This window comes from Aestuariicoccus sp. MJ-SS9, assembly GCF_032586235.1.
Classification (GTDB): Bacteria; Pseudomonadota; Alphaproteobacteria; order Rhodobacterales; family Rhodobacteraceae; genus Aestuariicoccus.
In genome coordinates this window covers 67,834-88,225 of record NZ_JAWHTD010000008.1, presented here as the reverse complement: position 1 = coordinate 88,225, position 20,392 = coordinate 67,834, and the positions used below count along the sequence as shown (strand labels likewise).

Sequence of the window (20,392 nt, the reverse complement as noted above, 5' to 3'; positions counted from 1 at the left end):
ATGTGGTGCAGCGCGGTCGGCCCGCGTGGCGCTCAGCCCAGCCGGTCCGGCAGGGCGATATTGGCGACCTGTTCGGCGATGGGATCGTTGGACAGCGGATGGGTGTCGGCACTGTGGGCCTTGGGGTCGTCCAGCCGCTGCCACGCGCCACGGCTGTAAATCTCGAGCGCGTCGAACTGCGCCTTGTAGCCCATCTTGTCGCTGCCGGGCACCCAATAGCCCAGGTAGACATAGGGCAGACCAGCCTCGCGCGCGATCTCGACATGGTCGAGGATCATCCAGGTGCCCAGCGATTGCCGCTGCAGATCGGGGTCGTAGAAGGAATAGACCATCGACAGCCCGTCATCGAGCACATCGGTCAGGCACACGGCCGCCAGATGCTTGTTGGTGTCGGTGTATTCCACCACACGCGACCGGATCGGCGTTTCCTCGATCATCGCGGCGAATTCGAAGACGTCCATATCGGCCATGCCGCCATCGGCATGGCGAAGGTCTAGGTAACGGCGGAAGAGGTCGTATTGCGCCTCGGTCGCCCAGGGGCTCGAGGCGCGGCGCGCCAGATGGGCGTTGCGGCGGATGGTGCGGCGCTGGCCCTTGGACGGCTTGAACCGCTGCACGTCGATCCGCGCCGAAAGACACGCCGCGCAATCCGAACAGGACGGACGGTAAAGCACGTTCTGCGACCGGCGAAAGCCCTGCTTGGATAGGGCATCGTTCAGCCGGTCGGCGTTTTCGCCCTGAAGCGCGGTGAACAGCTTTCGCTCCATCCGGTCCGGAAGATACGGACAGGGCTGCGGGGCCGTCACATAGAATTGCGGCGCAAGAGGCAGCGAATGGCGCATTTGGATCCCGAGGGTCAGCTGGTCGGATCAAAGCCTAGCAACGAATTTCGTCGCCGCCAACCCCTTCCGCCATCGCGGTTTTCGGGGAGGCGGCGACCCGCCGCTCAGGCGCGGCGGTTGATCATCGCGGTGCCCAACCCCATGTCCGTCAGGCTTTGACCGCGCTCGGAGGTGACGATCGTCACGATCGACACGAACTGGATCAGCGGGATCGACATCGACACGGTGTATCCAAGCGTGTGCAAAAGCGCCGTGCCGCCGTCCAGCCGCCGCCCGTAGGCATCGCGCAGCTCGATCGCCATCAGGCGCATGCCCCAGGTGGCCGATCCGCCCGCGATGGTGGCCGCGCGATAGACGAAGCCCACCACCAGGAACAGGAACGGCAGGAAGAAAAGGCCGATGAAGGCGGTCATGACGACGACCGGCACCACCAGCGCCAGGATCAGAATCGAGTCGATCACCCAGGCCAGCGCGCGTTTCAGCGTGACGTCGGCGTAAAACTCCGCCTGCGTCACCGGATCGGGCAGGTGATCTGTCGGGGTGGCGTAACGGTTCATGTCTTCTCTCTCGGGCAAGGGCCGGGGCCCGTTTTGCGGGCCCCGGTCGTAGGTGTCAAATCAGGCGTCTTCGTCTTCGCGCGTGGCTTCCCGGGCCTTGCGGGCGCGGTCGTCCATGAACTGGTCGAACTCGGCCTTGTCCTTGGCTTCGCGGAGGCGCTCGAGGAACGCCTCAAAGCTTTCCTGTTCTTCCTCCAGCCGGCGCAGCGTTTCGGCCTTGTAGGCGTCAAAGGCGCTGTTGCCACTGGATTTCATCGCCGTAAAGGCGTGGCGGGTGCGGTTCGAGCCGCGGCAGGATTTCGAAAACATGCGTTTGCTCCAGATCAGGTAGGCCAGAAGGGCAAGACCGACGGGCCAGAAGAAGATGAAACCAAGCACCATGGCCGCGATCCAGGCACCCTTGCCCTTGTGATCCAGCCAGGCCTCGGCACGCGTCAGCCAGCCGGAATGGGCAGGCAGCGGGGCGTTTTGTGCGACGGTGGTCATTTTGGTCTCCGTTTCTCTGTCGTGTGTCTCGGTGTTAATGTGAATGCTTTTCACATCACACTAGATCGGGATCAGAGCCGGAGCCTTCAAGGGTCAATGTGAACGTTTTTTACATTTTCTTGCTATGGGTTTGTTTTCATAGTTAAAATCCTATGAATTTTCAGGGGTTATCAGGCCGTGAAGCGGGCCGGAACGGCGTCTGTCAGGGCGACCAAAGCCTCCGGCGCGATGGGAAAGACATGCCGCGGCGTGCCTGCTGCCGCCCAGAGCAGGTCGAACGCCATCAGCCTGGGGTCGATCCAGGCGCGCACCGGGGTCAGGTGCCCGACCGGCGACACGCCCCCGATGGCAAAGCCGGTCTGCGCGCGCACCTGCGCCGCATCCGCCCGCACCAGCGGCTCGCCCACCGCCGACGCCGCCAGCGCCGGATCGACCCGGTTGCCGCCCGCCGTCAGCAGCAGCACCACGTCGCCGGTCGTGGCGGTGCCGAAAATCATGGATTTCGCGATCTGGTCGAGGTGACAGCCGACGCTGTCCGCGGCCTCGCCAGCCGTGCGGGCCTGCCCCACATCTCGGATGTCCGGGGCGATCCCGGCGGCTTCCAGCGCCGCGCGCACACGTTTCAGGCTCTTGCTCATGCGGCGCACCGTGGCGCAGCGCGCGGGCTGCCGCAAGTGGCCCATTGCGCTTTGCCGCGCCGCGTGGCCTTCTGCCGCCATGTGCTTTCGCGACCGTATCACGCGCCTGCCGCGCCCCTATGAGCCCGACCGCGCCGAAGAGGCCTGCGCCTTCGTGCCCTGGGCCGAGGGCCCCGTGGCCGAGCTGATCGCGGGCACGGCGGGCAGCTCGCCCTATCTTCGCACGCTGATCGAAAAAGAGGGCGGCTGGCTCGAGGCGGCGATGGACGCGCCCGAACGCGCCTTCGACGCTGTCTGCGCCGACATCCGCGCGGCCCCGCCCGACACCATCGGCGTCACGCTGCGGCAGGCCAAGCGGCGGGTCGCGCTGCTGATCGCGCTGGCCGATCTGGCCGGCGTCTGGCCGCTGGAGGAGGTGACAGGCCGTCTGACCGATTTCGCCGATCTGGCCGCGACCAGCGCGCTCCGCGCCGCCATCGGCGTCGAGATCCGGCGCAAGAAACTGCCCGGCCAGACCGAAGACGACATCGACACTGCCGGCGGCATGGTGGCGCTGGCCATGGGCAAGATGGGCGCGCATGAGCTCAACTACAGTTCCGACATCGACCTGATCTGCCTCTTCGACGAGACCCGCTTCGATCCCGGCGATTACCACGAGGCCCGCGCGAGTTTCGTGCGCGCGACCCGCAAGATGGCCACCACGCTGAGCGACCTGACCGGCGAGGGCTATGTCTTTCGCACCGATCTGCGGCTGCGCCCCGATCCGTCGGTGACGCCCGTCTGCATGGCGATGGAGGCCGCCGAGCGGTATTACGAAAGCCTCGGGCGGACCTGGGAACGCGCGGCCTATATCAAGGCGCGCCCGGCGGCGGGCGATCTTGCGGCGGGGCGGCGGTTTCTGGAAACGCTGCGGCCCTTCGTCTGGCGCAAACACCTCGATTTCGCGGCCATCCAGGACGCCCACGACATGCGCCTGCGCATCCGCGAACACAAAGGGCTGGGCGGGCCGATCACACTGCCGGGCCACAACATGAAGCTGGGGCGCGGCGGCATCCGCGAGATCGAGTTCTTCACCCAGACCCGCCAGATCATCGCCGGCGGGCGCGACCCGGATCTGCGGGTGCGCGGCACGGTCGAGGGGCTGCGGGTGCTGGCGTCCAAAGGGTGGGTGCCCGAAGGGGTGGCCGAGACGCTGGTCGCGCATTACCGCGCCCACCGCGAGGTCGAACACCGGGTCCAGATGGTCCGCGACGCCCAGACCCATGACCTGCCGCAATCGGACGACGGCTTTGACCGGCTGGCCTGCCTCATGGGCACCGACAGCGCCAGCCTGCGCGCCGATCTGAGCGCGCGGCTGGCCGAGGTGCACGAGCTGACCGAGGGCTTCTTCGCCCCCGGCACCGAAGACGCCGCCGCGCCGCAGGCGCTGGATCAAAGCGAGATTCCCAAGCGCTGGCCCAGCTATCCCGCGCTGCGTTCGGAACGGGCGGTTGGCATCTTCAACCGGCTCAAGCCTGAAATCCTGCGGCGGCTGGAAAAGGCTGCGCGCCCCGAAGAGGCGCTTGTCGCCTTCGACGGCTTTCTCGAAGGCCTGCCGGCGGGCGTGCAGCTTTTCTCGCTTTTCGAGGCCAATCCGCAGCTTATCGACCTGCTGGTGGGGATCGTCAGCGTCTCGCCCGATCTGGGGCGCTATCTGGCGCGGAATTCGGGCGTTTTCGACGCGGTGATCGGCGGCGATTTCTTTAGCCCCTGGCCGGGGGCGGCGGTGTTGGAGGCGATGCTGCGCGAACAACTGGCCCGCGACGACGATTACGAGCGCAAGCTCGACACCGCGCGGCGTTGGGGCAAGGAATGGCATTTCCGTGTCGGTGTGCACCTGCTGCGCGGGCTGATGGACACCGAGGAGGCGGGCCGCGCCTATGCCGATCTGGCCCAGGCGTCGCTGGCCGCCCTCTGGCCCGAGGTCGTGGCGCGATTCGCCGAAAAGCACGGGCGCCTGCCCGGGCGCGGTGCGATCGTGCTGGGGATGGGCTCGCTGGGCGCTGCGCGGCTGCATGCGCGGTCCGATCTGGATGTGATCGTGATCTACGACCCCGAGGACGACGAGGCCTCGGACGGGCGGCGGCCCTTGCCCGCGCGCACCTATTACGCGCGGCTGACGCAGGCGATGATCACCGCGATGACCGCGCCGATGGCCGAGGGGCGGCTTTACGAGGTCGACATGCGGCTGCGGCCCTCTGGCAACCAGGGGCCGGTGGCGACCTCGTGGAAGGCCTTCCAGACCTACCAGCGGACCGAGGCCTGGGTATGGGAACATCTGGCGCTGACCCGCGCCCGGCCGGTGGCGGGGTCCGAGACGCTGGCGCGGGATGTGGAGAGTTTCCGGCGGAGCTTGCTGGGTGAGGCGCGGGACCGGGACGCGGTGCTGCGCGAAGTGGCCGTCATGCGCGCGCGCATCGCCGAGGCCAAAGGCGCCGGCGATCCCTGGGATCCCAAGCTGGGGCGCGGGCGGATGCAGGACATCGAACTGGTGGCGCAGGCGGGCGCGCTTTTGTCCGGGGCGTCGCCGCGCAACGCGACCGACGGACTTCAGGCGGCGGCGACCTGCGGCTGGCTGACGGCGGCCGAGGCCGATCACCTGGCGGCGACATACCGGCTCTGCTGGGCGCTGCAGATCGGTGCGCGGCTGATCCGCGAGACCGCCCTCGATCCGGAGGATCTGGGCGAGGCCGGCTGCGCCTTTCTGCTGCGGCTGACCGATGCGCCGGATATGCCCGCCCTGGCGTCGCGGCTAGAGCAGATGGCCGCGCGGGCGGCTGCCATCATCGACGCGGCGCTGCCGGAGGATGACACGCGATGAGAAAAGGGGATGCGACGGACCCGAAGGGCCTGATCGCCGAAAGTTACGCCATCGACGGCATCAGCTATTCCGAATGCCGGTCGATCTTTCTGGATTGGGCGCTGGCGGTGCCGGTGGATGCCGACACCGCCACGCTGATCGCCGAATTGCTGGCGCGGCACGGGGCCGAGGGGCACCCGATGACGCAGGTGCTGCGCGAAGGGCAAGAGGCCATGGCCCGTCCCAGACGCCGCGGCGGCTGGCGTTCCCGCCCGCGCCAGGCGTAACCTCGCCCCGGACCTGATCCGGGGCCTCGTGGCGGGCGCCGGACGCCCCGGAGCGGGGTCCGGGGCAGGGTTGCGTCAGCGGGGCAGGGCGGCGGCTTCGCGGGCGAGGGCTTCGATCCCGGCCCAGTCGCCCTTGGCGATCAGCTCTTTCGGTGCGACCCAGCTGCCGCCGACGCAGAGCGTGTTGGAGAGCGAAAGGTACTCGCCCGCGTTCTTCAGCGACACGCCGCCCGTGGGGCAGAAGCGGACCTGCGGGATCGGCGCGCCGATGGCCTTGAGCGCGGGTACGCCGCCATTGGCCTCGGCGGGGAAGAATTTCTGTACCGAATAGCCGCGTTCCAGCAGCCGCATTGCCTCGGACGCGGTGGCAGCACCCGGCAGCAGTGGAAGGCCCGCGCTTTCGCAGGCCTCGAGCAGGGTGTCGGTCGCGCCGGGCGAGACGCCGAAACGCGCGCCGGCCTCTTGCGCGGCGTGCACGTCCGACGGGGTCAGCAGCGTGCCCGCGCCGACCACCCCGCCCTCGACCTTGGCCATTTCGCGGATCACGTCGAGTGCCGCGTCGGTGCGCAGGGTGACCTCGAGCACGGGCAGGCCGCCGCGGACCAGCGCCTCGGCCAGAGGGCGGGCGGTGGCGGCGTCGTCGATGACCAGCACCGGGATCACCGGGGCAAGGCGGCAGAGGCGTTCGGTTTCAAGGCTTGCGGCGAGGGGCGTGAGCATGTTCGGACCTTTGCGTTCTGGGGCCGGCGGCGGAGCCTCCGGCGGGAGTATTTTTGCCAAGAAGAAGCAGGGGGCGTGGTGTCAGACGACCACGCCCGCGCCCTTGGAGGCAAGACCGACATTGGCGCGGAAGACCTCGAATATCTCGCGGCCGACGCCGTGGCCGTTGCCGGAAAGATCGGCGGTGACGGGCTCGCGCTTGTCGAAATCCGGGGCCAGGCATTCGATCGTGCCCGCGACCGCGTCGACCCGGACAATATCGCCATCGCGGACCCGGGCGAGCGGGCCGCCGTCGGCGGCCTCGGGGCAGACGTGGATGGCCGAGGGGACCTTGCCGCTGGCGCCCGACATGCGGCCGTCGGTCACGAGCGCCACCTTGAGGCCGCGGTCCTGCAGCACCGCCAGTGTGGGCGTGAGCCCGTGCAGTTCCGGCATGCCGTTCGAGCGCGGCCCCTGGAAGCGCACGACGATCACCGTGTCAGAGGTGAATTCGCCGGCCTTGAAAGCGGTCTTGACCGCCGCCTGGTCGTGGAAGACGCGGGCCGGGGCCTCGATCACGTGGCGTTCGGGCGCGACGGCGGAGGTTTTCATCATGCCGTGGCCGAGGTTGCCGTAAAGCTGCTTGAGCCCGCCGGTGGCCTGGAAAGGGTCGGTGGCGGGGCGCAGGATGCGGTCGTTCTGGGTTTCCTTGGGCCCATCGGTATAGACCACGCGGCCGTCGCGGATCTGCGGCTCGCGGGTGTAGAGCGACAGGCCGTCGCCCGCGACGGTCTTGACGTCCTCGTGCAGGAGGCCCGCCGAGAGCAGCTCGCCCATCATGTATTGCAGCCCGCCCGCGGCGTGGAAGTGGTTCACGTCCGCCAGCCCGTTGGGATAGACCTTGGCCATCAGCGGCGTCACCGACGAGATATCGTCGAAATCCTCGAGCTCGAGCGCGATGCCGGCGGCGCGCGCCATTGCCGGAAGGTGCATCACCAGGTTGGTCGAGCCGCCCGTGGCCATGAGCCCCACGATACCATTGACGAAGGCCTTGGCGTCGAGGATGTCGCAGACCGGGCGATAATCGTTGCCCAGGTTGGTGATCTCGAGCGCGCGTTCGGTGCCGGCCACCGTCAGCGCTTCGCGCAGCGGGGTTCCGGGATTGACGAAGGAGGCGCCGGGCAGGTGCAGGCCCATGAACTCCATCAGCATCTGGTTGGAATTGGCGGTGCCGTAGAAGGTGCAGGTGCCGGGCGAGTGATAGGAGGCCATCTCGGCCTCCATCAGCCTGTCGCGGCCCACCTCGCCGGCGGCGAACTGCTGGCGCACCTTGGCCTTTTCGTCGTTGGGCAGGCCCGAGGGCATGGGACCGGCGGGCAGGAAGATGCCGGGGATATAGCCGAAGGTGGCCGCGCCGATCACGAGGCCCGGCACGATCTTGTCGCAGACGCCCAGATAAAGCGCGCTGTCGAAGACGTTGTGCGACAGCGCCACGCCCGCGGCCAGCGCAATCACGTCGCGCGAAAAGAGCGACAGCTCCATCCCGACCTGGCCCTGGGTGACGCCATCGCACATGGCCGGGACCCCGCCCGCGACCTGCGCGGTGCCGCCCTGCGCGCGGGCGGCGGCGCGGATGATGTCGGGGTATCTTTCGAACGGCTGATGCGCCGAGAGCATGTCGTTATAGGCGCTGACGATCCCTATATTGGGCGCGCGCCCGGTGGCGAGCGCATCCTTGTCCTCGCCCATCGCCGCATAGGCGTGGGCCTGGTTGCCGCAGGTCAGATGGGCGCGGCGCGGGCCTTCGTCGGCGGCGCGGCGCATCCGGTCGAGATAGGTGCCGCGCATGTCGGCCGAACGGGTCTCGATCCGCTCTGTCACTTCGGCGATGGTGGCGTTGAGTGTCATGGCGTCCTCCCTCAGGTGTCGCGTTGGGCGCGGGATACCCCGGTTAGCGCTAACAGTAAAGGTCCCCCGGTTTGATTTCCTGCGGCAAAGCGCCCCCGGCGCCGCAGGATTGGTGCGCAGATGGAAACGCATTGGGCGCCAGAAAGAAACACTGCTTTTGCCTCAAATCCGACCGAATTGCCGGTGATTCTCCTCGATGGAAAGCCGCGCCGGAGAGCGCGGGCTGGATCGAGAGGGTGAGAAATGAAACTTCTTCGGATCATGGCGCTGATGGGCGTGGCGGCGGGGCTGTCGGCCTGCGCGCAGGTGGACACCGCGATGCGCAACGCGCCGTTCGAGACGCTGCCGAGCGAGGCGGTCGTGCCGGTCAGCATACCGGCCGATCACGCCGAAATCCCCATGACGTCGCTGGACCCCGCGACATTGCCCGCGGCCCGCCCGCTGCCCGACAGCCCCGGCTACCGGTCGGCGTCGGCGCTTGGCATCGGCGAGGTCAAGATCGTGGTGCCGCAGGATCTCAAGGTGTCCGAGGCCAATCTCTTTTATCCCTGGGGCGACATCGTCTGGCGCGGTGATCCTTACGGCAACCGCAAGGAACAGGTGGCGGCGATCTTCCGCGACGCGCTGGAGCGCGCCAGGCCCGACACCGCAGGGGCGCGCGTTGCAACGGTCGAGATCACGCTGCGCCGGTTCCATTCGGTCAGCGAAAAGACCCGCTATTCCATCGGAGGGGTGCACAACATCGTTTTCGACCTGGTGCTGCGCGATCCCGAAAGCGGCGCGGTGCTGCGCGAGGTGAAGGAACTCAGGACCAATCTGAATGCGCTGGGCGGCGAGCGGGCCAAGGCGGCGGACCGTCAGGGGCTGACGATGAAGGAACGCATCGCGCGGCATCTGCGGCAGGTCTTTGTGGCCGAGCTGACCCACCCCGGCGGCTACAAGAACGTCGGGCCCCGGCTGGCGCAGGCGGCGGGCCAGATATAACCGGGCTTTCCCCCGGACGAGGCCAAGGATAGAGAGGGCGGTATGACACCGCCCTCTTTGCCCGTTGTACGTCTCAAGCCCAAGGCCAATGCCCGCGCGATCCGCCGCGGGTTTCCCTGGGTCTATGCCAATGAACTGGTCGTTGACCGGCGCACCAAGGCGCTGGTGCCCGGCACGGTCGCCCTGCTGGAGGATGCCGAGCGAACGGCCCTGGGGCTGGTCGCGGTCAACCCGGCCTCGCGGATCGTCTGCCGGATGCTCGACCGCGAGGGCGCGGCAGTGCCGGATCGCGACTGGTTCGCCGCACGGCTGGCCCGCGCGCTGGAATTGCGCGAGCGGCTCTTCGAGGCGCCCTACTACCGGCTGATCCATGCCGAGGCCGACGGGCTGCCCGGCGTGATCATCGACCGGTTCGGCGACATCGCGGTGGTGCAGCCCAACGCGGCATGGGCCGATGTGCTGCTGGAGCCGTTGGTCGAGGCGCTGGTCGAGGTCACGGGCGTGACAACGGTGCTGAAGAACGCGGGCGGGCGTGGGCGGCAGCTGGAAGGGCTTGACGATGCGGACGCGGTGCTGCGTGGTGCGGCGCCCGATGCGCCGGTGCCGGTGGGGATGAACGGGGCCACTTACATGGCCGATCTGACCGGCGGTCAGAAGACCGGGCTGTTCTATGATCAGCGGCCCAATCATGCCTTCGCCGCGCGTCTGGCGCGGGATGCGCGGGTGCTCGACGTCTTCAGCCATGTGGGCGGCTTCGCGCTGGCGTCGCTGGCGGGGGGCGCTGTGTCGGCGCTGTCGGTGGACGGCTCGGCCCCGGCGCTGGCGCTGGCCCAAGAGGGCGCGCGCCGGATGGGGGCGGAGGCGCGCCTCGCCACGCGGCAGGGCGATGCGTTCGACGTGCTGGGCGCGCTGGGCGACGAGGCGGCGCGGTTCGATCTGGTGATCTGCGACCCGCCCGCCTTTGCGCCGGCCAAACCGGCGCTCGATGCCGGGCTGCGCGCCTATGAGCGCGTGGCGCGGCTGTCGGCGGGACTGGTGGAGGAGGGCGGCTTTCTGGTGCTCTGCTCGTGCTCGCACGCGGCCGATCTGACGGCCTTTACCGGTGCCTGCCTGCGCGGCATCGGACGCGCCGGGCGGCGCGCGCAGCTGATCCACACCGGGCAGGCGGGGCCTGACCATCCGCTGCTGCCGCAGCTGGCTGAAAGCGGCTATCTCAAGGCGCTGTTTTTCCGGCTGTGAAGGTTCTGATCGACACCTGCGTGCTTTATCCGACCGTGATGCGCGAGGTGGTGCTGGGCGTGGCGGCGACCGGCGCCTTCACGCCGCTCTGGTCGGCGCGCATCCTCGAGGAATGGGCCCGCGCCGCGCGCAAGCTGGGCCCGGGGGGCGAGGCGCAGGCGCGCGGCGAGATCGCCACGCTTGGCGCGGCATGGCCGGGGGCCGAGATGACCTGGCCGCCATCGCTCGAGGCGCGGCTGTGGTTGCCGGACCCGGCCGATGTGCATGTGCTGGCCGCCGCCATCGCCGGGTCGGCGGATCTGATCCTGACACTGAACGCGTCGGATTTTCCACGCAACGTGCTGGCCGAGGAAGGGCTGAGCCGCGCCGATCCCGACGCCTTTCTGCTGGGGTGCTGGCAGGCCGATCCCGAGGGCGTCGGACAGGTCTGCGAGCGGGTGCTGGCCGAGGCGCGGCGGCTGTCGGGCGAGGACTGGCAGATGCGCGCGCTTTTGAAAAAAGCGCGCCTGCCGCGGCTCGGCAAGGCGCTGGGCTAGGCGGGGCGCTCGTCAAGCCCTTGCGGCCTTTCCTCGCGACGGCTCACGTTCCCGACAGGGGCGCGTAACACGGCTGGCGGCAGGGGCCGCGGGCTGCTAGCGCTCTGGAAAACCAAGGAGCTTGCCGGTGTCCGCCATGTCCCTCGCCGCTGCGTTCGGCGTCATCGTTCTGTTGAGTTTCTGGGCCGCGCCGCGCCGCGCCACGGTCGAGGGATTTTTCGGCGGGTTGGGGGCGGACGGGCGCGCGCCGGGGCTCTGGACGCTGGTGCTGAGCCAGGTGACCACCTGGATTTTCGCGCGCTCGCTGATGAATTCGGCCATCCTGGGCTATTACTACGGCATTGCCGGCACTTTGGCCTATGCCGCCTATTACGGGTCGTTCCTGAGCGGCGGCTATATCGTGGCGCGGCTGCGTGCGCACGGCGCAAGGTCGATGCAGGACTGGCTGCGCGACGAATACGGCGCGGCGGGCACCGGGGCCTATAACCTGGTGATCGCGCTCAGGCTCTTGTCCGAGGTGTTCGCCAACCTGCTGGTGGTGGGGCTGATCTTTGCCGCGGTCGCGCCGGGCAGCGATCTGGCCGCGATCGTGGTCGTGGCGGCGCTGGCGCTGGCCTATTCCGCCTGGGGCGGTCTGAGTGCGGCGCTGCGGACCGACGTGGTTCAGATGGTGCTGTTCCTGGGGGTCTTCGCGCTGGCCTTTGCCGCGTTGGTGCTGAGCCCGGGCTTTTCGCTGGGCGCGGTGGTGACGGCGCCCGGTGTCTCGGGCGGCTATCTGGGATGGGTGCTGCTGGCGGTGGCGGCGTTGCAGGTGTTTTCCTACCCGGCGCACGACCCGGTGATGATGGACCGCGGTTTCATCGCGGATGAGGCGACGACGCGCGCGTCCTTCCTGCATGCCTTCTGGATTTCGGCGCTTTGCATCCTGGCCTTCGGGGCCTTCGGCATCCAGGCGAGCCTGGTGGGCGCGGCCTATGAGGGCCAGCTGATCGGCACCTGGGGCGCGATGTTCCCCGCGCCGGTTTTTGCGGCGCTGATGCTGTCGCTGCTGGTCTCGGCGCTGTCGACGCTGGATTCGGCGCTTTCCTCGGCGGCGCGGCTGGTGGTCGAAGAGCTGCGCCTGGCGCCCCGGTCGCTGCTGGGCGGGCGGCTGGCGATGGCGGTCTTTGCACTGGCGGGCACGGGCCTGACGCTCTGGGGCAGCCAGACTTTGTTCGACGCAGTGGCGGTCAGCGGCACGGCGAGCCTCTTTCTGACGCCGGTCTTGATCGTCGGGCTGGTGCTGCGGCGGCGGATCGCCGTCTGGGCCTATCTTGCGGCCTGGGGCGCGGCGATGGCGGGGGCGGCGGTCTATTTCGCGCGCGGCACGGCCTGGGGGGCGGCGATCCTGCCGGAGGGGCACAAATACGAGCAGCTCTTCGCGATCTGCCTCGTGGTGCTGATCGCCGGGTTCGCGGCGGTGCTGTTGGGCAGCCGGAGGGTTGCAGCCGCCAAGGCGGGCTGATACGGCTGCTTCGCAAATCCGATGGTTTCCATCGGGAATAGACGCGAGGCATCAAGGCAACCGTGAGCGCGCCGGTCCCAAGGCTTGAAATCCGCAATCTGACCCGCCGCTTCGATGGCAAGGCGGTGGTCGATGACGTGTCGCTGACGATCCAGCCGGGGCATGTGACCTGCCTGCTGGGCCCGTCGGGCTGCGGCAAGTCGACGACGCTGCGGATGATCGCCGGGGTCGAGATGCAGGACAGCGGCACCATCCATGTGGACGGCGCGCTGATTTGCGACACGGTGTTCCGGGTGCCGCCCGAGCGGCGCTCGATCGGGCTGATGTTCCAGGATTTCGCGCTGTTCCCGCATCTCAGCGTGGGCGAGAACGTGGCCTTTGGCCTGAGCGGGTCGGGGTCGGAAAAGCGCGCGCGGTCGCTGGCGCTGCTGGAACGGGTCGGGCTGGGGCATTTCATCGACGAATATCCGCATCAGTTGTCTGGCGGCGAGCAGCAGCGCGTGGCGCTGGCGCGCGCGCTGGCGCCTCAGCCGCGGATCATGCTGATGGACGAGCCGTTTTCGGGGCTCGACAACCGGCTGCGCGACGGCATCCGAGACGAGACCCTGGCGCTGTTGAAGGAAGAGGGGACCAGCGTTCTGCTGGTCACGCACGAGCCCGAAGAGGCCATGCGCATGGCCGACGAAATCGCGCTGATGCGCGACGGTCGGATTGTCCAGCGCGGTGCGCCCTACAACATCTACAATGCGCCGGTGGACAAGGCGGCGGTGGCCTTTTTCAGCGATATCAATGTTTTGCGCGGCGAAGTTCGCGGGGCTCTGACGCGCACACCCTTTGGTCAATTCCTGGCGCCCGGCGTGCCGGACGGGGCGGAGGTGGACATCGTCTTTCGCCCTCAGCACGTGGGCATCGACTTTGACCGCGGCGGCAAGGGGCCGAACCCGACGCCGCTGCAGGGCAACCCGGCGCGCGGGCTGGTCGAGAGGGCGCGGTTCATGGGGTCGGAAAGCCTGGTGGAATTCCGCATGGATCATGACGGCGAATTGCTGCGGGCCACGGTGCCCAACGTCTTTCTGCCGAAACCCGGCACGCCCATGTGGCTGAGCGTGCGGCGCGACCGCTGTTTCGTGTTTCCGGTGAAGGATTAGCGACTTCAGGGCAAGGCGACTTTGGCAGCGGCGGGGGGCCAGCCCCCCGTGCCCCCCGGATATTTATAACCAGATGAAAGCGGGATCAGCGCTCTTGATCGAGCGCGTGCCAGTCCTTGAGGGTCTTGCCGGGTTCGTCCACGAAGAGGCCGGGCAGGATGGTCAGGGTGTCGATGCGGTCGATGCGGAAGGTTTCAAACGTCTGGGTTGTTTCGGACCAGACCACGCAGGTCCAGATCCTGCCCCAGTAATCGAGATGCAGGGGGCGGACGTCTTGCGCGGCTGCGTCGGCGAAGGTCAGGCGCAGTTTTTGCCGCGCGCGGATGGCCGAGCGGATCGCCGGCATGTGGCGGAACCCCAGGGCGGCGGCGGCGAACGGGTAGGTGGCGAAGCCGAAGCGGCCGGCCGCCATGCCGCTGTCCTCGGGCAGCACGGCGTCGATCTTGGCCGAGAGGCTTTCGGCCGCCGCGGCCAGGTCGGGAATGCCGCCGGCGCCCACGGCGGCGAGGCCCAGATGCAGGACCTCTAGCTCGGTCTCGGTCAGGTTGAGCGGTGGCAAAGTGGTGGTGGCGCGCGCCGCGTAGCCCAGACCGCGCGCGCCCTCGACCGGCACGCCAGAGGCGGCGAGCGTGTCCATGTCGCGGTAGATCGTGCGGACGGACACGCCGAGATCCTGGGCCAGCGCTTCGGCGGTGTGGACGCGCCCGTCGCGCAGGCGCTGCATCAGCGCGTAGAGCCGGTCGGCGCGTTTCATGCGGTGATTCCCCTGGTGAGACGCCCATATACTGACAAAAACCTGTCACCTGACAAGTTGCTGACAAAAAACCCGCCCGAATCGCCCTGGCAACGTGGCTTTGGCGCTTTTCCGGGGCGGCGAAAGACACTAGATACCGCATGTGATTTCGGCGCGCGGCCTGATGCCGCCGCCGCGTGACAGGAGAAGACACATGCTCAACAATATCGGCCTTCCGGGCCTTCTGCTGATCGCCGTTGTCGTGCTGGTGCTGTTTGGCCGTGGCAAGATCTCGTCGCTGATGGGCGAGGTGGGCAAAGGCATCACCGCGTTCAAGAAGGGCGTGAGCGAGGGCGGCCAGGAAGCGGAGGACGAAGCCAAGGCGGTCGACGCCAAGGACGTGACCCCCGCGAACGAATCCGAGACCAACGACAAGACCAAGGCCTGAGCGCAGCATGTTCGATCTTGGCTGGACCGAGCTTCTGGTCATCGGGATCGTGGCCCTGATCGTGGTCGGGCCCAAGGATCTGCCGATGCTGTTCCGCAGCGTGGGCCGGTTCATGGGCAAGGCACGCGGCATGGCCCGCGAATTCAGCCGCGCGATGAACGACGCCGCCGACGAATCCGGCGTCCGTGACGTGGCCAAGACGTTCAAATCGGCGACCAACCCCGTGGGGTCGGCCATGGACGGGGTCAAGGGTGCGGCCAAGTCGATGACCAATCTCGACCCCGACAGCGAGATCGGCAAATTGTCGGCCGAGCGTGAGGCCGCGCGCAAGAAGATCGAGGCCGCAAGCGCCCGCAAGGCTGCGGAGCGCAAGCAGCGCGAGGCGGAAGAGGCGCTGAAAAAGGCCGATCAGATCGAGGCCGATCTGAAGGCCGAGACCGACGGCAAGCCCAAGGATGATGCATGAGTGTGGGTGACGAGATCGAAGACAGCGCCGCGCCGCTGATCGAGCATCTGGCCGAGCTGCGCACACGGCTCATTCGCTGTGTGGTCTATTTCCTGATCGGCATGGTGATCTGTTTCACCGTGGCGACCCCGATCTTCAACTTCCTCACAGCGCCGCTCTGCCAGGTTCTGGCTCAGCGCGGGCAGGATTGCGACCTGATCTTCATCAGCCCGCAAGAGGGCTTCTTCGTCGCCATCAAAGTGTCGCTTCTGGGCGGGTTCATCCTGTCTTTTCCGTTCATCGCCAATCAGTTGTGGCGCTTTGTTGCGCCGGGACTCTACAAGTCCGAGAAAGGCGCGTTCCTGCCGTTCCTGATCGCGTCGCCCTTTATGTTCCTGCTGGGCGCGTCCTTTGCCTTTTACGTGGTCACGCCGCTGGCCTATGACTTCTTCCTCGGCTTTCAGCAGTTCGGCGGCGAGGGCGAGGCGCTGCCGCAGGGCGGGCAGAACGCGGCACCCCTGTCGGTGGTGTTCCAGGGCTCGGCGCAGGAATACCTGAACCTGACGGTCAAGTTCATCGTCGCCTTCGGGCTCTGCTTTCAACTGCCGGTGCTGCTGACCCTTATGGGCAAGGCGGGGCTGGTGTCGGCCAAGGGGCTGGGCGAGGTGCGCAAATACGCGGTGGTCGGCATCCTGGTGCTGGCGGCCCTCGTGACGCCGCCCGACGTGATCACCCAGGTCATCCTTTTCGTCGTGGTCTACGGTCTTTACGAGGTGTCGATCTTCCTCGTGGGCCGCGTGGAAAAGAAGCGCGAGGCAGAGCTGCGAAAGCAGGGGCTCTGGTTCGACGACGACGAGGAAGAAGACCCGCTGATGCGCGAATTCGACGAGGACGACGGCAAGTGACCGACCCGATGGAGCGTATCGCCGAGGCGCTGGAGCGTATGGCGCCCGCGCCGATGGCCGCGCCTGAATTCGATGCCGCCGAGGCCTTTGTCTGGCATGTGGCCCCTGACCGGCTGGAACCCGTGGCAGAGGTCAACCGCATCGACCTGGCGCTGCTGATCGGGATCGAGCGGACGCGCGACACTCTCTTGCAGAACACCCGCCAGTTCGCGCGCGGGCTGCCGGCGAACAACGCGTTGCTCTGGGGCTCGCGCGGGATGGGCAAGTCGAGCCTGGTGAAGGCGGTACATGCCACCGTGCGCGACGAGGGGCACGATCTGAAGCTGGTCGAGCTGCAGCGCGAGGATCTGCCGTCGGTGGGCCGTCTGCTGAACCTGCTGCGCGCCTCGAAGGCGCGTTTCGTGCTCTATTGCGACGACCTGTCGTTCAGCCATGACGACCAGCATTACAAATCCCTGAAGGCGGTGCTGGACGGCGGGATCGAGGGGCGGACGGACAACGTGGTGTTCTACGCCACCTCCAACCGCCGCCACCTGATGCCCCGCGACATGATCGAGAACGAACGGTCCTCGGCGATCAACCCCTCCGAGGCGGTCGAGGAAAAGGTGTCGCTGTCGGACCGTTTCGGGCTTTGGCTGGGCTTCCATCCTTGCACGCAGGACGATTACCTGTCGATGATCCGGGGCTATTGCGCCGCTTACGGCGTGCCCTTCGACGAGGACACCCTGCGCGCCGAGGCGATCGAGTGGCAGGCGACGCGCGGCGCGCGGTCTGGCCGGGTGGCCTGGCAGTTCTTCACCGATCTGGCGGGCCGGCAGGGCGTGGCGCTGGCGTAAGCCCGCACTTTCTTGACAAATATCAAGGCTCTCGCGGTTCGGCGTGGCAGGCTTTGCATCGGTAGCCTTGCAAGGGAGCGGGTGCGATGCGGACCCTCCAAGCGGTTCTTGGTCTGTCGATGGCGATTGTTCTAAGCGGCGTCACGGCGGCCAAAGCGCAGGATCCGTTCCTTGGCAAACAGGAGTTTCTACAGCGCTGCGCCGTGTGCCACGGCGCGGAAGGGGCCGGGGACGGGCCGGTGGGCGAGCTTTTCGCGATCAAGCCCAGGGACCTGAGGACGCTGGCGCGGGAAAACGGTGGGACTTATCCGTTCGCCAGAATCTACGCCACGATCGACGGGCGTGACAGGATCCCGGGCCACGGGGGGCCGGAGATGCCGATCTGGGGCGACTTCCTGGAGGCCGAGGCGCTGGTGGAGGACCGGGGCATAAGCCCGGAGGATGCGCAGATGATCGCATCGGCTCGGATCATCGCGCTGACCCAGTATATCGGGTCTCTCCAGCTCAAGTGAAGGGAGCCGGGGACGCGGCCATTCTGGCCGCGCGGGCCGTCTTGCGGCGGGTTGGCCACCCCGCTGCAAGGCGGCTTCGCACGTTTTGTCAGGGCCGGATCAGGGCAGATATCCCATCGGATCGACGCTGTCGAAGCCTTCGCGCACCTCGAAATGCACAAAGGACGGATCGCCCGCGCGGACCTTGCCGATCACCTGACCGCGGCTGACGGCGTCGCCTTTCTTGACGGTCAGGCCCGACAGATGGGTGTAGACGGTCAGCACGTCGTCGGGATGCTTGATCACCACGATGGGGACGTTTTCGTCATTGGTGGTGATCGCCGCCACCTGGCCGCTGGCCGCGGCCTTGACCGATGTGCCGGACGGGGCCGAGATGTCGATCCCGTCGTTCCGGCCCTTGGCGTATTCACGGATGATCCGCCCTTCCACCGGCAAGGACATGCGCGCGCTTGCGGTACGTGTTGACGTGTTGCCCAGGTCCGGCGCGGGCGGCGTGGGCGCAGGCGCGGCGGCCGCCGGCGGCAAGGGTTGCGAGGCCGAGGGCGGCGTGGGCGTGGGCGATCCGGCGCCGGGCGGCGGCGTGTCCTCTTCGGGGTCCGGCGCGGGCGCGGGTTCGGCCACGGGGATCAGCAGGAACTGGCCCTCGCGCACGCTGAAGTCGCGGTCGAGCGCGTTCCAATCGGCCAGCGACCGGGGCGAGACGTTGTAGAGCCGCGCGATGGTAAAGGCGGTCTCGCCGCGCTCGACCTGGTGGCGGACCGGCTCGACCCCGGTCTGCACCGGGGGGGCTGCGCGCGGCGGTGTGGCGTCGGCATTGTCGATGGCGTTGCCCGCCAGCGTGGTTATGTCCACCGAGGCCGGTGGCCGGATCGGCCCGGTGCCCGGCGCACCGGTCGCGGGCGAGGGTTCGGCCACGCGGCGCGGCAGCGCGATGATCTCGCCCCGGCGCAGCGTGTCCTCGGGCCGGATGCCGTTGTAGCGCGCCAGTTCGGCGGCGGGCAGGCCGATGCGGTTGGCCACATCCGCCAGCGTGTCGCCGCGCCGGGCGATGGCCACCTGGTAATTGGGGTAGGATATGATCCCGCGGTCGTCGGCGGCAGGCCGTTCGGCCAAGGCGGCGCGGGCGGCGGCCGATGTGTCGACCGGGCCGCCCATCTTGCCGCGCAGGTCGAAATCCAGCTCTTGCGAACAGGCCCCCAGCGCCAGCAGCGCCAGAGCGGCCGAGCCGAGCCGAAGGGTAGAGGTCAGGCGAAGGGTCATCTCGATGTCCTCGGGCGCGCCCCCGTTATCGCCGGGGCGTCGTTGATCGGTCATCCGCGGTCAGCTGTCCTTGCCCAGACCTTCGACCAGCGGCACAAAGCGCACGGGGCGCAACTCGTCGTATTCGTAGCCTGTCTCGTGCCGGGTGACACGGATCAGGCTTTGCACCGCGTCCGACTGGCCCACGGGCACGACCATGATACCGCCAATCTTGAGCTGGGCCAAGAGCGGGCCGGGCGGATCCTCGGCGGCGGCGGTCACAAGAATGCGGTCGAAGGGGGCCTGATCGGGCAGGCCAAAGCTGCCATCGGCGGTAAAGGCGGTGATATTGGTGATCTTGAGATGGTCGAAGACCTCTCGCGCCTCGCGTACCAGCCGCCGGTGCCGGTCGACGGTATAGACCCGCCGCGCAAGCTGGCTGAGGATCGCCGCCTGATAGCCCGACCCGGTGCCCACCTCGAGCACCTTGTCGCGGCTCGAGACATGCAGCGCCTGGGTCATCAGCCCCACGACCGACGGTTGGCTGATGGTCTGGCCACAGGCGATGGGCAGGGGCATGTCCTCATAAGCGCGGTCGGTGAAATAGCCGCGCACGAAGGGCGCGCGGTCGATCTTTTCCATTGCCGTCAGCACAGCCTTGTCCGTCACCCCGCGCGAGCGCAGGGCATAGACGAACTGCATCTGGCGTTCGGCCTCGTCCATCAGTCGAACGCATCTTTCATCGCATCGAGCGCATCATGCGCGGTCAGGTCGGCGCGCATGGGCGTCACGCTGATATAGCCGTCCAGGTTGACGCGCGCGTCCGATCCGGGCGCGGTGCTGGCGCGCTGATCGCCGCCACGGATCCACAGGAACCGCCGGCCCGAGGGCGACATATGCGGCTCGACCGAAAAGCCGGTGCCCTGGCGCAGCCCCTGCGGGGCCAGCAGCGTGCCCTTGACGTCCGCCGCCGGGACGGGCGGAAAGTTGACGTTGTAAAAGAGGTGGTAATGCGAGTTGTTCGCCGGCCCAGCCCTGAGGATCCGCCGCACGGTGTCGGCGCCATGCACCGCCGAGGCCTCGAACGGGTTGTCGGCCTGGACGTTGGCGGGGCCGTAATATTGCGACAGGGCGATGGCCGGGATGCCCTGCAACGCCGCTTCCATCGCGCCGCCGATGGTGCCGGAATAAAGCGTGTTCTCGGCCGAGTTGTTGCCCCGGTTCACGCCGGAAAGCACCAGATCGGGCTTTTCGTCCTTCAGCACGTCATGCAGCCCGGCCAGCACGCAGTCGGCGGGGCTGCCCTCGGCGGCGAAGGTGCGGTCGTCCATCTGGATGATCATCATCGGATGGGTGTAGCTGATGCAATGGCCGACCCCGGATTGCTCGAAGGCGGGCGCGACGGTCCAGACCTCGCCTTCGGGGCCGGCGATGTCGGCGGCGATGGTCTGAAGCACCCGCAGGCCTGGGGCGTTGATACCGTCGTCATTGGTGATGAGAATGCGCATGATCCGCCTCTGGATGTTTGAATCTTAGTAGGGAATGTCCCCCGGCGGGGCAAGCGCGGCGCAGCCCCGGCCACAGGTTCGCACCGCGCTGCGGCGGCG

22 protein-coding genes are annotated in these 20,392 nt (G+C 67.9%); 12 read left to right on the top strand and 10 right to left on the bottom strand.

The features are described 5' to 3' along the window. Nucleotides 1-32 precede the first annotated feature (32 nt). From RXV88_RS08335 to RXV88_RS08320, 4 genes are all read right to left on the bottom strand, one after another. Nucleotides 33-842, bottom strand: a complete 810-nt coding sequence (locus RXV88_RS08335) for an arginyltransferase (protein WP_316291903.1) — start codon at nucleotides 840-842, stop codon at nucleotides 33-35. Nucleotides 843-946: 104 nt separating this feature from the next. Continuing rightward, complete coding sequence (locus RXV88_RS08330; RefSeq protein ID WP_316291902.1) at nucleotides 947-1,399, bottom strand: RDD family protein; 453 nt, start codon at nucleotides 1,397-1,399, stop codon at nucleotides 947-949. A gap of 60 nt (nucleotides 1,400-1,459) precedes the next feature. Next, the gene (locus RXV88_RS08325) at nucleotides 1,460-1,885 is read right to left on the bottom strand and encodes a DUF2852 domain-containing protein (RefSeq protein WP_316291901.1); all 426 of its coding nucleotides are present in this window, start codon (nucleotides 1,883-1,885) and stop codon (nucleotides 1,460-1,462) included. Between the two features lie 170 nt (nucleotides 1,886-2,055). Next, nucleotides 2,056-2,523: a YbaK/EbsC family protein gene (locus RXV88_RS08320; protein ID WP_316291900.1), complete on the bottom strand. Its 468-nt coding sequence runs from the start codon at nucleotides 2,521-2,523 to the stop codon at nucleotides 2,056-2,058. A 79-nt stretch (nucleotides 2,524-2,602) separates the two neighbouring features. Between RXV88_RS08320 and RXV88_RS08315 the strand changes: the two genes are divergently transcribed. After that, on the top strand, nucleotides 2,603-5,383 hold the full coding sequence (locus RXV88_RS08315) for a glutamine-synthetase adenylyltransferase (protein ID WP_316292000.1): 2,781 nt from the start codon (nucleotides 2,603-2,605) through the stop codon (nucleotides 5,381-5,383). After that, entirely contained in the window at nucleotides 5,380-5,649 is a 270-nt protein-coding gene (locus RXV88_RS08310) for a hypothetical protein (protein ID WP_316291898.1), read from the top strand. Before RXV88_RS08315 ends, RXV88_RS08310 begins: the two co-directional genes overlap by 4 nt. A 75-nt stretch (nucleotides 5,650-5,724) precedes the next feature. Here the strand turns inward: RXV88_RS08310 and eda are convergent, their stop codons facing one another. After that, nucleotides 5,725-6,369 (bottom strand): bifunctional 4-hydroxy-2-oxoglutarate aldolase/2-dehydro-3-deoxy-phosphogluconate aldolase, encoded by a 645-nt coding sequence (gene eda / locus RXV88_RS08305; RefSeq protein WP_316291897.1) that lies wholly within the window; start codon nucleotides 6,367-6,369, stop codon nucleotides 5,725-5,727. An 81-nt stretch (nucleotides 6,370-6,450) separates the two neighbouring features. Beyond that, nucleotides 6,451-8,256, bottom strand: a complete 1,806-nt coding sequence (gene edd / locus RXV88_RS08300) for a phosphogluconate dehydratase (protein WP_316291894.1) — start codon at nucleotides 8,254-8,256, stop codon at nucleotides 6,451-6,453. A 243-nt stretch (nucleotides 8,257-8,499) separates the two neighbouring features. Here edd and RXV88_RS08295 point away from each other — a divergent pair, with 243 nt between their 5' ends. The 5 genes from RXV88_RS08295 (at nucleotide 8,500) to RXV88_RS08275 (ending at nucleotide 13,667) form a co-directional block, all read left to right on the top strand. After that, nucleotides 8,500-9,240: a DUF6778 family protein gene (locus RXV88_RS08295; protein WP_316291893.1), complete on the top strand. Its 741-nt coding sequence runs from the start codon at nucleotides 8,500-8,502 to the stop codon at nucleotides 9,238-9,240. Nucleotides 9,241-9,282: 42 nt separating this feature from the next. Continuing rightward, nucleotides 9,283-10,479, top strand: a complete 1,197-nt coding sequence (locus tag RXV88_RS08290; RefSeq protein ID WP_316291891.1) for an RSP_2647 family RNA methyltransferase — start codon at nucleotides 9,283-9,285, stop codon at nucleotides 10,477-10,479. Then, nucleotides 10,476-11,015, top strand: a complete 540-nt coding sequence (locus RXV88_RS08285; protein ID WP_316291889.1) for an RSP_2648 family PIN domain-containing protein — start codon at nucleotides 10,476-10,478, stop codon at nucleotides 11,013-11,015. Before RXV88_RS08290 ends, RXV88_RS08285 begins: the two co-directional genes overlap by 4 nt. 136 nt (nucleotides 11,016-11,151) lie before the next feature. Further along, nucleotides 11,152-12,519 (top strand): sodium:proline symporter, encoded by a 1,368-nt coding sequence (locus tag RXV88_RS08280; protein ID WP_410468809.1) that lies wholly within the window; start codon nucleotides 11,152-11,154, stop codon nucleotides 12,517-12,519. 62 nt (nucleotides 12,520-12,581) lie between these two features. Further along, the gene (locus RXV88_RS08275) at nucleotides 12,582-13,667 is read left to right on the top strand and encodes an ABC transporter ATP-binding protein (RefSeq protein ID WP_316291886.1); all 1,086 of its coding nucleotides are present in this window, start codon (nucleotides 12,582-12,584) and stop codon (nucleotides 13,665-13,667) included. An 85-nt stretch (nucleotides 13,668-13,752) separates the two neighbouring features. Here the strand turns inward: RXV88_RS08275 and RXV88_RS08270 are convergent, their stop codons facing one another. Next, nucleotides 13,753-14,421, bottom strand: a complete 669-nt coding sequence (locus tag RXV88_RS08270) for a YafY family protein (RefSeq protein WP_316291884.1) — start codon at nucleotides 14,419-14,421, stop codon at nucleotides 13,753-13,755. Nucleotides 14,422-14,614: 193 nt separating this feature from the next. On the opposite strand from RXV88_RS08270, the gene RXV88_RS08265 reads away from it, so the two are divergent. The 5 genes from RXV88_RS08265 (at nucleotide 14,615) to RXV88_RS08245 (ending at nucleotide 17,546) form a co-directional block, all read left to right on the top strand. Next, nucleotides 14,615-14,848, top strand: coding sequence for a twin-arginine translocase TatA/TatE family subunit (locus tag RXV88_RS08265; RefSeq protein ID WP_316291882.1), 234 nt, complete (start codon nucleotides 14,615-14,617; stop codon nucleotides 14,846-14,848). Between the two features lie 7 nt (nucleotides 14,849-14,855). Continuing rightward, nucleotides 14,856-15,314: a Sec-independent protein translocase protein TatB gene (tatB, locus tag RXV88_RS08260; RefSeq protein ID WP_316291880.1), complete on the top strand. Its 459-nt coding sequence runs from the start codon at nucleotides 14,856-14,858 to the stop codon at nucleotides 15,312-15,314. Further along, nucleotides 15,311-16,198: a twin-arginine translocase subunit TatC gene (gene tatC / locus RXV88_RS08255; protein WP_316291879.1), complete on the top strand. Its 888-nt coding sequence runs from the start codon at nucleotides 15,311-15,313 to the stop codon at nucleotides 16,196-16,198. Before tatB ends, tatC begins: the two co-directional genes overlap by 4 nt. Before the next feature lie 8 nt (nucleotides 16,199-16,206). Then, the gene (locus tag RXV88_RS08250; protein ID WP_410468808.1) at nucleotides 16,207-17,034 is read left to right on the top strand and encodes an ATP-binding protein; all 828 of its coding nucleotides are present in this window, start codon (nucleotides 16,207-16,209) and stop codon (nucleotides 17,032-17,034) included. Between the two features lie 86 nt (nucleotides 17,035-17,120). Further along, entirely contained in the window at nucleotides 17,121-17,546 is a 426-nt protein-coding gene (locus RXV88_RS08245; RefSeq protein ID WP_316291876.1) for a c-type cytochrome, read from the top strand. A 99-nt stretch (nucleotides 17,547-17,645) separates the two neighbouring features. Here RXV88_RS08245 and RXV88_RS08240 read toward each other — a convergent pair whose 3' ends face one another. The 3 genes from RXV88_RS08240 to surE are packed head-to-tail and all read right to left on the bottom strand — an operon-like array spanning nucleotide 17,646 to nucleotide 20,293. Continuing rightward, on the bottom strand, nucleotides 17,646-18,806 hold the full coding sequence (locus tag RXV88_RS08240; protein ID WP_316291998.1) for a peptidoglycan DD-metalloendopeptidase family protein: 1,161 nt from the start codon (nucleotides 18,804-18,806) through the stop codon (nucleotides 17,646-17,648). Between the two features lie 60 nt (nucleotides 18,807-18,866). Then, nucleotides 18,867-19,508 (bottom strand): protein-L-isoaspartate(D-aspartate) O-methyltransferase, encoded by a 642-nt coding sequence (locus tag RXV88_RS08235; RefSeq protein ID WP_316291875.1) that lies wholly within the window; start codon nucleotides 19,506-19,508, stop codon nucleotides 18,867-18,869. Further along, nucleotides 19,508-20,293 carry a 5'/3'-nucleotidase SurE gene (gene surE, locus RXV88_RS08230; RefSeq protein WP_316291874.1) on the bottom strand — a complete coding sequence of 262 codons (786 nt, stop codon included), beginning with the start codon at nucleotides 20,291-20,293 and terminating at the stop codon, nucleotides 19,508-19,510. The genes RXV88_RS08235 and surE overlap by 1 nt, the downstream gene beginning before the upstream one ends. Between the last annotated feature and the right edge of the window lie 99 nt (nucleotides 20,294-20,392).